The organism is Sulfurimonas aquatica (assembly GCF_017357825.1).
In the GTDB taxonomy this organism is placed as follows: domain Bacteria; phylum Campylobacterota; class Campylobacteria; order Campylobacterales; family Sulfurimonadaceae; genus Sulfurimonas; species Sulfurimonas aquatica.
Genome location: NZ_CP046072.1, coordinates 812,459 through 825,667 on the forward strand (window position 1 = coordinate 812,459; position 13,209 = coordinate 825,667).

The 13,209-nt window shown below is 35.5% G+C and carries 13 protein-coding genes; 10 read left to right on the plus strand and 3 right to left on the minus strand.

Annotated features, from left to right (window positions below):
* The first annotated feature begins 4 nt into the window (after positions 1 to 4).
* From thrB to GJV85_RS03970, 9 genes are all read left to right on the plus strand, one after another.
* The gene (thrB, locus tag GJV85_RS03930; RefSeq protein WP_207562569.1) at positions 5 to 886 is read left to right on the plus strand and encodes a homoserine kinase; all 882 of its coding nucleotides are present in this window, start codon (positions 5 to 7) and stop codon (positions 884 to 886) included.
* A 31-nt stretch (positions 887 to 917) separates the two neighbouring features.
* A complete protein-coding gene (locus tag GJV85_RS03935; protein WP_207562570.1) occupies positions 918 to 1,181 on the plus strand; it encodes a DUF448 domain-containing protein in 264 nt (87 codons plus the stop codon).
* Positions 1,165 to 3,801 carry a translation initiation factor IF-2 gene (gene infB, locus GJV85_RS03940; protein WP_430739166.1) on the plus strand — a complete coding sequence of 879 codons (2,637 nt, stop codon included), beginning with the start codon at positions 1,165 to 1,167 and terminating at the stop codon, positions 3,799 to 3,801. The genes GJV85_RS03935 and infB overlap by 17 nt, the downstream gene beginning before the upstream one ends.
* Before the next feature lie 76 nt (positions 3,802 to 3,877).
* Positions 3,878 to 4,246, plus strand: coding sequence for a 30S ribosome-binding factor RbfA (rbfA, locus tag GJV85_RS03945; RefSeq protein WP_207562571.1), 369 nt, complete (start codon positions 3,878 to 3,880; stop codon positions 4,244 to 4,246).
* Positions 4,243 to 4,692 (plus strand): LSm family protein, encoded by a 450-nt coding sequence (locus GJV85_RS03950; protein ID WP_207562572.1) that lies wholly within the window; start codon positions 4,243 to 4,245, stop codon positions 4,690 to 4,692. Before rbfA ends, GJV85_RS03950 begins: the two co-directional genes overlap by 4 nt.
* A 39-nt stretch (positions 4,693 to 4,731) precedes the next feature.
* Positions 4,732 to 5,715 (plus strand): bifunctional diaminohydroxyphosphoribosylaminopyrimidine deaminase/5-amino-6-(5-phosphoribosylamino)uracil reductase RibD, encoded by a 984-nt coding sequence (gene ribD, locus GJV85_RS03955; protein ID WP_242689831.1) that lies wholly within the window; start codon positions 4,732 to 4,734, stop codon positions 5,713 to 5,715.
* Between the two features lie 2 nt (positions 5,716 to 5,717).
* On the plus strand, positions 5,718 to 6,452 hold the full coding sequence (ubiE, locus tag GJV85_RS03960; RefSeq protein ID WP_207562574.1) for a bifunctional demethylmenaquinone methyltransferase/2-methoxy-6-polyprenyl-1,4-benzoquinol methylase UbiE: 735 nt from the start codon (positions 5,718 to 5,720) through the stop codon (positions 6,450 to 6,452).
* Between the two features lie 8 nt (positions 6,453 to 6,460).
* Positions 6,461 to 7,714: an exodeoxyribonuclease VII large subunit gene (xseA, locus tag GJV85_RS03965; protein ID WP_207562575.1), complete on the plus strand. Its 1,254-nt coding sequence runs from the start codon at positions 6,461 to 6,463 to the stop codon at positions 7,712 to 7,714.
* Complete coding sequence (locus GJV85_RS03970) at positions 7,711 to 8,310, plus strand: FmdE family protein (RefSeq protein WP_207562576.1); 600 nt, start codon at positions 7,711 to 7,713, stop codon at positions 8,308 to 8,310. Before xseA ends, GJV85_RS03970 begins: the two co-directional genes overlap by 4 nt.
* A gap of 1 nt (position 8,311) precedes the next feature.
* Here GJV85_RS03970 and sppA read toward each other — a convergent pair whose 3' ends face one another.
* Genes sppA through GJV85_RS03985 form a run of 3 tightly spaced genes read right to left on the minus strand, consistent with a single transcriptional unit; the run spans position 8,312 to position 12,617 of the window.
* Complete coding sequence (sppA, locus tag GJV85_RS03975; protein ID WP_207562577.1) at positions 8,312 to 9,181, minus strand: signal peptide peptidase SppA; 870 nt, start codon at positions 9,179 to 9,181, stop codon at positions 8,312 to 8,314.
* A gap of 44 nt (positions 9,182 to 9,225) precedes the next feature.
* The gene (gene mqnF, locus GJV85_RS03980; protein ID WP_207562578.1) at positions 9,226 to 10,455 is read right to left on the minus strand and encodes an aminofutalosine deaminase family hydrolase; all 1,230 of its coding nucleotides are present in this window, start codon (positions 10,453 to 10,455) and stop codon (positions 9,226 to 9,228) included.
* Positions 10,456 to 10,499: 44 nt separating this feature from the next.
* Positions 10,500 to 12,617: a sensor domain-containing protein gene (locus tag GJV85_RS03985; RefSeq protein WP_207562579.1), complete on the minus strand. Its 2,118-nt coding sequence runs from the start codon at positions 12,615 to 12,617 to the stop codon at positions 10,500 to 10,502.
* A gap of 117 nt (positions 12,618 to 12,734) precedes the next feature.
* Between GJV85_RS03985 and aroQ the strand changes: the two genes are divergently transcribed.
* Positions 12,735 to 13,208 carry a type II 3-dehydroquinate dehydratase gene (gene aroQ, locus GJV85_RS03990; protein ID WP_207562580.1) on the plus strand — a complete coding sequence of 158 codons (474 nt, stop codon included), beginning with the start codon at positions 12,735 to 12,737 and terminating at the stop codon, positions 13,206 to 13,208.
* Position 13,209: the final 1 nt, after the last annotated feature.

A 13,209-nucleotide genomic window follows, 5' to 3' on the forward strand; every position in this document is an offset into this window, starting at 1 on the left:
ATAATTGACAGTAAGCGTACCCGCAACAAGTGCTAATCTTGGACCTGGATTTGACTCTTTAGGTTTAGCAGTAGATTTAAGAAATGTAGTAGAGTTTCATCCATCAAAGTTTTTTAGCGTTAGCATAAAAGGTGAGGGTGAGAATAACCCTCGTTTAAAAGGCAATAACCTTTTTGTTAGTATCTTTAACGACCACTATGCGCGTTTAACAAAAAAGACGCAAAATTTTAAGTTTACTTTTCACAATCAGATACCTATGTCTAGAGGGCTTGGAAGTTCATCTGCCGTAATAGTTAGCGCTATAGCTTCTGCGCATGAAGCTGCGGGGATTAGAGTTTCTAAACGCCGTATTTTAAATCATGCCCTTGTATATGAATCACATCCGGATAATATAACGCCAGCGGTAATGGGTGGCTTCAATGCTGCAACAATAGAGAAAAATAAAGTTTTTTCACAAAGAAAACATCTTCCGGATTATCTGAAAGCAGTTGTTGTTATCCCAAACAAACAGATGAACACGTCAAAGTCACGTACTGTATTACCAAAGTCTTACTCAAAAGAGAATGCAATTTATAATCTTTCTCATACAGCGTTGACGGTTGCTGCCTTTTTTAATGAAGATTGGGAGATGTTGAAACTTGCTGCACAAGATAGGTTTCATCAAAAAGCAAGAATGAAGACGCTGCCTGAACTTTTTGCTGTGCAAAAAGTTGCTTACGAGTCTGGAGCGCTTATGAGTACGCTTTCTGGAAGTGGTAGTACCTTCTTTTCACTCGTGTATGACGATGATGCCTCAATGATAGCAAACAAGTTTACTCAGAAATTTCCAGACTTTATTGTTAAAACTTTGGATTTTGATAACAATGGGCTTATAATAGAGCGATAATGCCTATTAATTAAAGTAAGATTTAGATATAATGGCGAAAAATTTACATCATCCAACTAGAATGTGTGTATCTTGTAGACAAAGAGATAATCAGTCTACTCTATTTAGATTCAGGTGTATTGATAGTGAATTGGTTACATTTGAAGGAGTTGGTCGAAGTATTTACTTATGCCAACTTTGTCTAGAAGATGAAAAGAAACTTTCTAAGTCACTTATGCGACAATGCAGAAGTGGAGATAAAGAAAAACTTATGAACAAACTAAAGGAGATCATCGCTGATGATAGAAAAAGTTAGAGTACACGAAATTGCAAAAGAACTGGGTATAGCTTCAAAAGACGTTTTAGATAAAGCAAAAAAAATGGGTCTTGAAGTTAAGTCTGCGCAAAGTGTAGTTACAATGGAACAAGCTGAAGGGATAGCAAACTATATAATGAATGGTGATGATGAGCCAGAAGTTGCACCTGCAAAGCCAACAGTAAAAAAAGTTAAAAGTGAAACTTCTAACGCAGCTGTTGAAACTCCTAAAGAAGATACAAAAAAAATCGTTGAAGAGAAAGTAGAAGAGACTCCTCCCGTAAAAGCTGTAGAAAAGACCCAAGAAGCAAAAGTTGAAGTAGTCGAAGCTGTAGAAGCTACAGAAAAAGTTGAAGCTAAAGCTGAAATTAAAGAGAAAGAGGAAGCTCCTAAGAGTGCTACATCTGGTATAAAAGTTGTTACCCCAACTATTAGACCAGGACTTAAGAAAAGTGGTTTAAAGATTGTTAAAAAGAAAAAGCCAAAAGTAGAAGAGAACTTTTCATTACCTCAAAAACAAGCCTCAGTATCATCATATGGAAAGATGAGTGCTGAAGTTTTAGAGGAACTTGCTCAAAAGAAAAAGAATAAATCATCATCAAGTAATGCTAGAAAGCAAGAACAAGGTAAGAGAATTGACATTTTTGGTGGGACAATGAGCGATGTTTCCATGGATATGGATGATCAAGTAGTACTACTTGATTTAAACTCTACAGAACGTGCTCCACTTCCTGCTGAAGAGCAAAGAAAGCCTCGTGCACCTAAGCCAGCTGGAAGAAATGCAAATAAAAAAGCAGCTCCACGTGGTAGAAAAGTTCGTAAAGATAAGCGTAAAAAATATGCAAAAGCAACTCAAGAAGATGAGATCATCACTCATGTAGAGATTCCTGAAGATATTCGCGTTTACGAATTTGCAGAAGCTCTTAATCGCCCAATATCTGACATCATCAAAGTTCTTTTTGATCTTGGTATGATGATGACTAAAAATGATTTCCTTGGAAATGATGAAATTGAAATTCTTTCTGAAGAGTTTGAAGTTGAAGTAACTATTATTGACCCTAAAGATGAGTTTACTCATGATGAAGAGGATATAGAAGAAGATCCAGATGCAACAGAACGTGCTCCTGTTATTACGATAATGGGTCATGTTGACCATGGTAAAACATCACTTCTTGATGCAATCCGTAAAGCAAAAGTAACAGATGGCGAAGCTGGTGGGATTACTCAACATATTGGTGCATATACAATTGAACAACATGGCAAAGCAATTACGTTTATAGATACACCGGGACATGCCGCGTTTAGTCACATGCGTCAAAAAGGTACAGATATAACAGATATTATTATCATTGTTGTTGCTGCTGATGATGGTGTGAAGCCACAAACTCTTGAAGTTATAAAAATGGCTCAAGAATCTGGTGCTCCTATAATTGTGGCGCTTAACAAAATGGATAAAGAGACTGCACAACCAGATATGGTTAAAGGCCAGATGGCTGAACATGGAATCTCTCCAGTTGATTGGGGTGGAGATATAGAATTTGTGCCAGTTTCTGCTAAATCAGGAATGGGTATTGATGATCTACTTGAAAACATCCTTACAACAGCTGAGATACTAGAGCTTAAAGCAAATGAAAATGCACTTGCAAAAGCAGCTGTTATAGAGTCTTCTCTTGAAAAAGGTCGTGGTCCAGTTGCAACTGTAATAGTTCAAAATGGTACTCTTAGAGTTGGAGATTATGTTGTTTGTGGTGCAGCTTATGGTCGCGTTAAAGCGATGATGGATGAGCATAATAAGCAAGTTAAAACTCTTTTACCATCTCATACTGCAGTAATCGCAGGTCTGAACGAAGTTCCAGCTTCTGGTGAAGTTATGACTGTTATGCAAAATGAAAAAGAGGCAAAAGAGTTTGCTCTTAAACGCCACGAATACGACAGACATAAAGAACTTTCAATTAGTACGAAATCTTCATTAGAAGATATGACTGCTATGATTGCAGAGGGTAAACTGAAATCTCTTAAAGTTGTTCTTAAAACAGATGTTCATGGTACGCTTGAAGCTATTAAATCATCTATTACAGCACTTAGAAATGATGAAGTAAAAGTAAACATCATCTCTAGCGGTGTTGGTGGAATTACTGAAAATGACGTTGAACTTGTTAATAACTCCGAAAACTGTGTACTTCTAGGATTTAATGTTCGTCCTACTGGTGCAGTTAAAGCATCTGCTAAGCAAAAAGGTGTTGAGATTAAAACATACTCAATTATCTACCAACTAATAGATGATATTACTGGTATGCTTACTGGAATGATGTCTCCAAAATATACTGAAGAAAATACTGGTCAAGCAGAAGTTAGAGAAGTGTTTAAAATTCCTAAAGGACTTGTTGCCGGATCTGTCGTTGTTGAAGGACGTCTTATCCGTGGTGGTATGGTTCGTGTTATTCGTGATGGAGTTGTACATTACGAAGGTGAACTTACTTCACTTAAACGTTTTAAAGATGATGTAGAAGAGATTGGTAATGGTTATGAGTGTGGTGTTGTCATTAGTGGATATGATGACGTTGTACCTGGAGATATACTTGAAACTTTCAAAAAAGTTGAGCAAAAAGTTAGTTTATAATAAACTATTCCCATTGTAGCAGTGAGGACGTCTTGTCCTCGAAGCTTGCTAAATCTACCAAGATAAAAGGTGCATAATGACAGAAGCACAAATAAAGCTAAAACGTACAGAATCTGTTCTTTTAGAACTAATCCCCCAAGCACTTGGCTCTATGAATGATAAACGACTTCATGAACTTAATGTTGTAGAAGTTGTATGTTCTCGTGGTAAAAGTGACGCAAAAGTTTATATAAATCCGTATGAATATACAGAACAAGAAAAACGAGACTATCTTAAGCTGTTAAGAAATGCCCGACCTATTGTTGAAACCTATTGTCTTAAAGATCAAGGTTGGTATCGCTGTCCAAAATTCACATTTGAATTTGACGAACAACTTAAAAAATCACAAAATCTTGAAGAACTGTTTAAACGCATAGCAAAAGATACTAAAGAGGAAGAGTCATGAGTTTACAAAGCGATATAGAGTCGGTAATAAAATCTGTAGGACTAGAGCTATATGACGCTGTAGTTGTAAGTGAAAATGATGAAACAATATACCGCATAAGTGTTATATCAACTGACATTGAAGATGGCAAACGTAAGGGAGTTAGTCTTGATACATGTGTTGACTTAACACATCTTATCTCTCCTCTACTTGACGTAACACCTCCAGTTTCAGGTGAATACAGACTTGAAGTTGGAACTGCTGGTATTGAGAGAAAGCTCTCATCAATAGCTCATTACAAAAAAAGTATAGGTGAAAAGGTCTCTTTAGTGCACTCTGGTAAAGAAAAAACTAGAGGTACTCTAAGTAAAGTAGAAGGCTCTAAAGTTTTCGTAGAGAGTGAAGGTGAAATTACTGAAATAGAGTTCAATGATATTACTAAAGCTAAAACTTACTTTGAATGGTAAACTAACAAAACAATAATGATAATAAATCATAACTTTTATATGAAATTAGCCTTAGATGAGGCTTGGAAGTATCAAGGTTTTACCTATCCTAATCCAGCCGTTGGCTGCGCTATTCTTTCTCCAAGTAGAGAGATTTTAGCAGTCGAAGCACATCACCGCTCAGGTGAAGCGCATGCTGAAGTAAACGCTCTAAAATCCGCTTATTATAAACTCACAAATGACGCATATATTTTATCACTAGAAACTTCAGCGGATATACACGCTTACCTTATAAATAATCATAATAATATGTTTAACAACTGCTCACTATATACAACTCTTGAACCTTGTTCTCATTATGGCAAAACGCCATCATGCGCTTCATTAATTAGTGAGTTAAGCTTTAAAGATGTATATGTTGGAAGTTATGATACAAATAAAAAAGCTCAAAATGGAAATACAATTTTACAAAAAAATGGTGTTAAAGTAGTAAGTGAAATATTACACAATGAATGTGAAAACCTACTATTTCCTTTTAAAAAGTTCTTAGAGGGCAGATTCGTTTTTTTTAAATGGGCGCAGCGTTTAAACGCAACGACTGATGATGGAATCATTAGCTCACATGAATCAAGAGTTGACGTACATAAAATGAGGGATGTATGTGACTTACTTGTTATTGGTGGGAATAGCGTACGAGTTGATAGACCAACACTTGATGCTAGATTAGTGGATGGTAAAGCTCCTGACATATTAATAATTTCAAGAGATAAAGAGTTTGACAGAAATATTCCTCTTTTTAATGTCAAAAATAGAAAGGTATTTGTAGAAGATAACTTTTCAAAACTTAGCGAATATAAAAACATAATGATTGAGGGTACTTCAAAAATGTATGAGCTTTCACGTGAGTATGTTGATCTATACTTATGTTATTTAGCGCCTACTTTTGGTGGAAGTAGTGGATTTGATAATATTAACGATAAGTTTGATATTTTAAATGTTAGACAAGCGGATGAAGATATAATTATGTGGATGAAAAGGATATAAATATGAGTTCTCACGGAAAACAAAATAAGCAAAAACAAGAGAAAATTGTCTCAATGTTTGATGATATCGCTCCAACGTACGATACAGCAAATCGCGTTATGAGTATGGGCGTTGACAAGTCCTGGAGACGAAAGGCTTGTGATTTGGCTTATGAATTTTCTGCTAAAGATTCATTAGATAAAATTGTTGACGTAGCTTGTGGAACTGGTGATATGATGGATTTTTGGCGAGATCGCGCTGAAAAATCGGGTATCGTTATTGGTGAGATAGTAGGGGTTGATCCATCAAATGGCATGGTGGACGTAGCTCGTAAAAAATATCCAAAATTTCATTATCATATATCAAAAGCGACAGAAATTCCACTTGAAGATGAGAGTTCAGACATATTAAGCATAACGTACGGTATACGTAACGTTGTTGAACGCGAAGAGGCTTTGGTTGAATTTAATCGTGTACTTAAAAAAGACGGACTTGTCGTAATCTTAGAGTTTATGAAAAATGAAAACCCATCTTTTCTTGGAAAAATTAGAGATTTCTATATGAATAAGATACTTCCAAAAGTTGGTGGTTTTATCTCTAAAAACTTAGAAGCTTATGAGTATCTTCCTAACTCTATAGAAGATTTCTCTACGGTTGAAAATATGCAAAATGAGCTAAAAAGTGCTGGTTTTGATATACTATACACAAAAAGTTTTTCTATGGACATATCTACTCTTATAATCGCTAAGAAAAGATAACTCCTTTAATGAATACACTTAGCGTCTCAGCGCTTAATGAGCAGATTAAGGGTTTACTAGAAGAGAGTTTTAGTCGTATTTTTGTAGAGGGTGAACTCTCTCGCATTACGTTTCACAACTCTGGCCATGTATACTTTACTTTAAAAGACTCCTCTTCAACTTTAAGTGCCGTAATGTTTCGAGGAAATGCTTCAAAGCTCAAGTTCCAGCTTAAAGAGGGACTTAAAGTTGTAGTTGATGGAGCTATTACTCTATATAAACCTCGTGGAAGCTATCAAATTAACTGTTTTTCAATTGAACCCGCTGGTCATGGAGCGTTAGCGCTAGCCTTTGAGCAGTTAAAAGAAAAGCTTGCGTTAAAGGGTTACTTTTCTAGCGACTTAAAAAAACAACTTCCAAAATTTCCTTCGCGTTTAGCTTTAATCACGTCAGCGACGGGGGCTGCGCTTCAAGATATGCTTAGAGTCGCTAACGGTCGATATAGACTACTAGAGATAGATATATATGATGTATTAGTTCAGGGTCAAAACGCCGCATTGGAAATATCAAACGCCATTAGAAATGCTGATAATAAAAATTATGACCTTATGGTTATAGGGCGTGGTGGAGGAAGCATAGAAGATCTCTGGGCGTTTAATGAAGAGATAGTCGCAGACACTATCTTTAATGCTGCTACTCCTATAGTATCCGCTGTTGGACATGAGATAGACTGGGTTATAAGTGACTTTGTATCTGATGTAAGAGCCCCAACGCCAAGTGCCGCGATGGAGATTGTGCTTCCTGATACTAACGAGCTTTACCAATACTTAGATTCCATATCTTCTCAGATGACACAGATTTTAAAGCAAAAGATATACAATAAAAACCAAGAGTTAGAACATCTAAGAAAATCTTACGCTCAGCACTCTGTTGAGAAAAAAATGATGAATAAAAAAGAAGAGATAACTAAATTAACTGAGGCATACTCTCAAGCAGTATCTTATAAGTTTCAAAATTTTGCACGTGAAGTTGAGTATATAAAATCAAACTATCCTCAAGCTATTAATTCAAAACTGACACAAGCTAAAAGTCAAATAGAACATATAAGAAAAATGTTTGAGTCTAATCATCCTAAACTCAAAAGCAAGAGAGGCTTTGCTCAAGTCTCTAAAGATGAAAAGGTAATAGATATAGCTGATTTAAAAGTTGATGAGATATTTGAAGTGCAAAGCGATACAATAGCTATAAGTGCTAAGGTTATCAAAAAGGAAAAAATTATATGAATTATCCAGAGTTTTTTAAAACTATAAAGCCTATAAAAGTAAAAGATCCTCTCTCGCAAGTTTTAGGCGCTTTTGAAGCAGGTGAGTATGAGTTTTCTTATCTTGATGTTGTAAAATCTGCAGGACATTCATGTCCAACTGTTGCAGGTGCTTATATAATAACTCAAGAGGCACTTAAAGTTCTCTTCTTTGAGCAAAGAGCAGTTCGTGGCAATATAAAAGTTGAATTTGAAGAGTCGCTAGAAGAGGGGGTGGCAGGCGTTGTGGGCAACGTTATCTCTCAGATTACAGGTGCGACTGATAAGAGTGGCTTCAAAGGACTACAAGGTCAATTTGCTCGTCATTCACTAATGGCCTTTAATGCTGATATAGACGCATCGGCGAGATTTACAAGGGTAGACACAGGTAAAAGGGTTGACGTTACTTATAACCCAGAAGCAATAAAGCCAAACCCAAATATGATGAAGTTAATGAAAAAGCTTAGTTCAGGTGAATCAACGCCCGAAGAGGTAAAAGAGTTTGGAGAACTTTGGCAAGAGAGAGTTCAAAGAATCTTTGAAAACTTGGATGCCGTTGTGGAAGTTAACGAACTCTAAATTATTTTAAGCTTATTGATGGAAAGTATGTGTGAAGAGTTACTGCAGTAGATGCAGAGAGCTTTTTCATGATAAGGTCAAACTTATCTTCTTTATTCCAAACGGCTTCTTTAACGCCACTCAAGGCTACGACCTCCGCTTTAGCGTCATAAGCCACGCCAATGGAGTCCACTAAACCAACTTCCATCGCTTGAGCGGCTGTGAAAATATGCGCATTTGCAAAGAAGTCGCGTTTATCAAACTCTAAATTTCTTGCATCAGCCACATCTTTTGTAAACATATTATATGTTCCATGTATTACTTTATTTAGCTCATTTACCTCATAGGCCTCCCAAGCTCTATCTGGAGTACCTACTTTTTTATATTTTCCTGCTTGAACACTTTGAGATTTAACACCAATTTTTTCCATTACTTCACTCAGGTCAGCCCCTTGCATTATAACGCCAATGCTTCCTATCATACTCCCAGGATTTGCTATAATTTTGTCAGCCCAGATACTTGCATAGTAGCTTCCGCTAGCCATTGTCCCCTTCGCATATGCAACAACTGGTTTTTTCTCTTTTAAACGTTTAATGGCATACGCTATCTCAACAGAGGGCGCTACAGCTCCACCAGGTGAGTTTATACTGAGTAGAACGCCTTTTATCGATTCTTTCTCTGCTGCTTCATCTATTTGCTTTACAATTGCCGTCGCGTCCATTATGGGACCGACTAAAGAGATCTCTTGAAGGTTGTTGGTAGTTAAGTCGCTTTCACTTTGTGGAGCAAAAAGTAAAAACAGTATGAGAAGAAATATCATAGCTTTGAAATGTTCTTGAATAAACTTCATCGGTATCGTGATTGGTAAAAATAACTTTTTTATAAATTCCATAAATAATCCTAGTTTTAAGTTTTGTAAATATATCTAGCAGTTGACTAAAGGGTATCTGTATCTTTTTCAAGTTTACCATTTATATAAACTTTTGAGATGTTATAACGATGCAAGATAAGGTGCACTGCTAACTCTTGCGTAGGTGGCGAGTCTAAATCTAAAACAATCATATCTGCATTTCTCCCCTCAGAAATCTCTCCCGTATTTAAGCCAAGCGCGTCAGCAGCATTTATTGTCACTGCTTTAATAAGTGAATTTGCAAAATCTACAAGAGGCGCATTTGCATGTGTAAATAGAGATATTTTCATCTCTTCAAAGAGATCAAGTTTATAGTTTGAACTTAGTCCATCTGTTGCAACTATCCAGCGAATATTTTTATCATTGAGAGTTTTAATATTTAATATCCCATTACCTAATAGTCTGTTAGAAATAGGGCAATGAATGATAGTATGCTTCTCTTTTGCAATATGACTTAGTTCACTATCATCTGCCTGTACTCCATGCGTTAACAGCGTTTCGTAGCCATTAAAGTACTCTAGAAACTCTTTAGAATCAGATACTTTAGTGTTTTGTTTAAGAAGTTTTTGAAAAAAATCTTTAAAATCACCCTGGCTTTTATCTAGCCAGTCCCTCTCTGCTTCACTTTCCATAAAGTGAGCAGTAAGTTTTAACTTTTCATTTTTTACTATTTCAAGCGCTTTTTTAATAAGTACTGGATGAACGGAATAGGGAGAGTGAATCGCAACTGCTGGGTGAAAACCTTCGCGTTTAACAGTTTTTGAAGCGTCTAAACGCGAGAGAAAGTCTGTAAAAAGTGCATCTGCCATTGTTGCTTGAGAACCTATAAGCTCATTAAAGTATACAACATTCTGTTTTGCATTTGCACATACGTCTAGGTCCATCCCATGTGAACTTATCGCACCAAATGTTGTAATTCCAGAATTTAGCATGTCATCACATGCCTTACTCATACAGTTTGAATCACATCCACCTATTAAATCTTCACGGTTTTCTATTACGCTATAAAGCCATCCCATAAAGTCACCATAACTAAGTTCTGTTGTATTTCCTGAGAACTCTATATGTACATGAGCGTTAATAAGTCCTGGCATAAGTAGAGAGTTTTCTCTCAAAGTTGTGATTGAAGCATCAGGGTACTCATCTAAGAGCTCGTCTAAGGGAGCTATTTTATGTATTTTTTTCTCAAATGCTATAGAGAGGTTAGATGTTACTCTATCATTCATAAGTATGAAGTGAGGTGTTATTATTTGCATAGTTTCTCTTTTAGTAGTTTTTATTTATCTATAAAGTATTCAAATTAAATTACAAAGTTTTTTGTATTTTCTATTATTTGTTGAGAGTGTTTTATTATATACTCTCTCATCTCTTTTTGTGGCAGTGGTTTAGAGAAGTAATACCCTTGTATGTAGTCACATCCATGATTCATAAGAAAATTAACTTGCTCAATAGTCTCAGCACCCTCTGCTATAAGATGTAAATCTAATGTCTTGGCAAGTGCAATTATAGCTTTACTTATGGCAACATCCTCTTCATCATTTGGCAGTTCTTTTACAAAAGATCTATCAATTTTAAGCTTGTCAATTGGGAGTCTTTTTAGCTGAGAAAGGGAAGAAAAGCCTGTACCAAAATCATCAATAGCCAAAGTAATACCTAGGGCACTTACTTGATTTAATATACTTATCGCCTCTTCAGGTTTTTTCATAATCTGACTCTCGGTTATCTCTATCTGTATCCACTCGGGATTACAATTTGTACTTTTGAGTAAATCTTCTATAAAAGGTATAAACTCATCACCTTTTAGCTGTAGTGAGCTCATATTTAATGAGAGAAGTCCTGGGTTTAGACCCTCTTTATACCAATCTACAACTTGTAGCATTGCTTGTTTCATAACCCATTGGTCTATGGGAATAATAAGCCCTGTCTCTTCAGCAAGAGGAATAAATTTATCTGGTGGAATCAGCCCTTTTTCGGGATGCATCCAACGTATAAGTGACTCCAAACCAACAAGCCTGTTTGTTTTGGCATTTGTTATCGGCTGGAAGTAAATAATAAACTCATTTTTTTCAAGTGCTTGTCGAAGATTCGCTTCCATAAGAATAAGTTCTAATGCTTTGTCCGTCATATCCGAAGAGTAAAACTGAAAATTATCACGTCCTTCATCTTTAGCTTTATACATTGCTGAATCTGCAAACTTAAGTAAGTTTCTTGCAACTCTGTTATCTTCAGGATATAGACTTATTCCTATGCTACTTGATAGATAGAGTTCATGATTAAATATATGTATAGGTTTACGTATAACCTTTAATATCTTTTTCGCTATTAAAGAAGCATCAGTGGCTTTGCTTATACTTTCTAAAATAATGGTAAACTCGTCCCCTCCAAGTCTCGAGAGTGTATCTCCCTCTCTAATTACTTTTTTAATTCGCTCTGCAGTGATTTGAAGTACGTAGTCACCAATATCATGACCTAGAGAGTCATTAATATGTTTAAATCTATCCAAATCAAGAAATAAAAGTGCAAATATATCCTCATTGCGTTGAGCCTTCTCAATAGCATGGTCTAGCCTATCGCTAAAAAGGATTCTATTTGGAAGCTTAGTTAGTACATCATGGTGTGCTTGATGATTAAGTTTATCATTAAGTTGTTGCTCTTTTGTAAGATCAACAGCATTTCCTACTAGACCTATAATATTTCCATTTTCATCATAAAATGGTGATGTGGTAGTATGAAGATAAACCTCTTGCCCATTTGGGTAAGTTACCCACTGAGAGTTAAAGACTGCTTCCTTATTTTCAAATATTTTTTCATCTAAGTCTCGAAAGTGCTCAGCAACTTCTTGGGGAAAAAAGCTAAAATCATCTTTACCAATTATCTCTTCTCTTGAATGGCCTAAAAATTTTTCAAAAGAGCTATTACATCCCATGTAAACAAAGTTTGTATCTTTATAAAAGATGAGATTATTTACATTATCTATGACACTATTAAGTATATTCATACTCTTTTTTGTCTCTTCTTGAAGTTTAATATGAGTGCTAATATCTAGAACAGTGCCAATTATCTTTATAGGTACATTATTCTCATCAAAAAATAGTTCAGCCCTTGCATGGACATTTCTTACTCTACCATCTTTTGTTTTGACATTATGATATATATCAAACTCTTCTACACCAGCAATTAGGTTCTGCATTGCGGTTTGAACTTTTATCTGATCAGGTTCATCTAAGTAACTCATAAAAGCTTCTACACTTGGTGCAGTACTTTGAGGTTCTTCACCTAAAATAGCATAAACACCATCACTCCAGATTTGAGTGTGATCCACTAGATTTAGTTCCCAACTTCCAAGCTTTGCTAGTTTTTGCGCTGCAGTAAATTGTTTTTGTATGATTATATTAGAATTATTTTTTTCTATATTCATATTATTCATTGATGAATTATACATTAAAAGTATAAATTTAGATTTATACTAGTGACCAACTCTTTTTAATGTTGTTTTTGTTAAAATAACTAACTGAAATATTTAAAAAGGAAAAGAATGAAGATAGTAGTGATCCAAGGGCCAAACTTAAACATGTTAGGTGTTCGTGAACAAAATATATATGGTCCAATGAAATTAGAGCAAATCCATGCTCAAATGAAAGAAGTAGCAACACAAAATGGTGTTGAGATAGAGTTTTTTCAAAGTAATTTAGAAGGCGAAATTGTAGATAAAGTTCAAGAGTGTTATGGTGAGGCACATGGTATTATTATTAATGCTGCTGCATATACACACACATCTATTGCTATTCGTGATGCAATCTCCGCTGTTTCAATTCCTACTATTGAAGTTCACATTAGTAACATTCATAGACGTGAAGATTTTAGAAAAGAGAATATGATAGCTCCAGTCTGTTCTTCTTCTATTGTTGGTTTTGGACCTTTTGGCTATCATCTTGCAATGATGGGTATGCTTCAAATAATGAACGAAATAAAAGTAGCTCAAGAGGCTCAACAAGCACAACAAGCTTAAT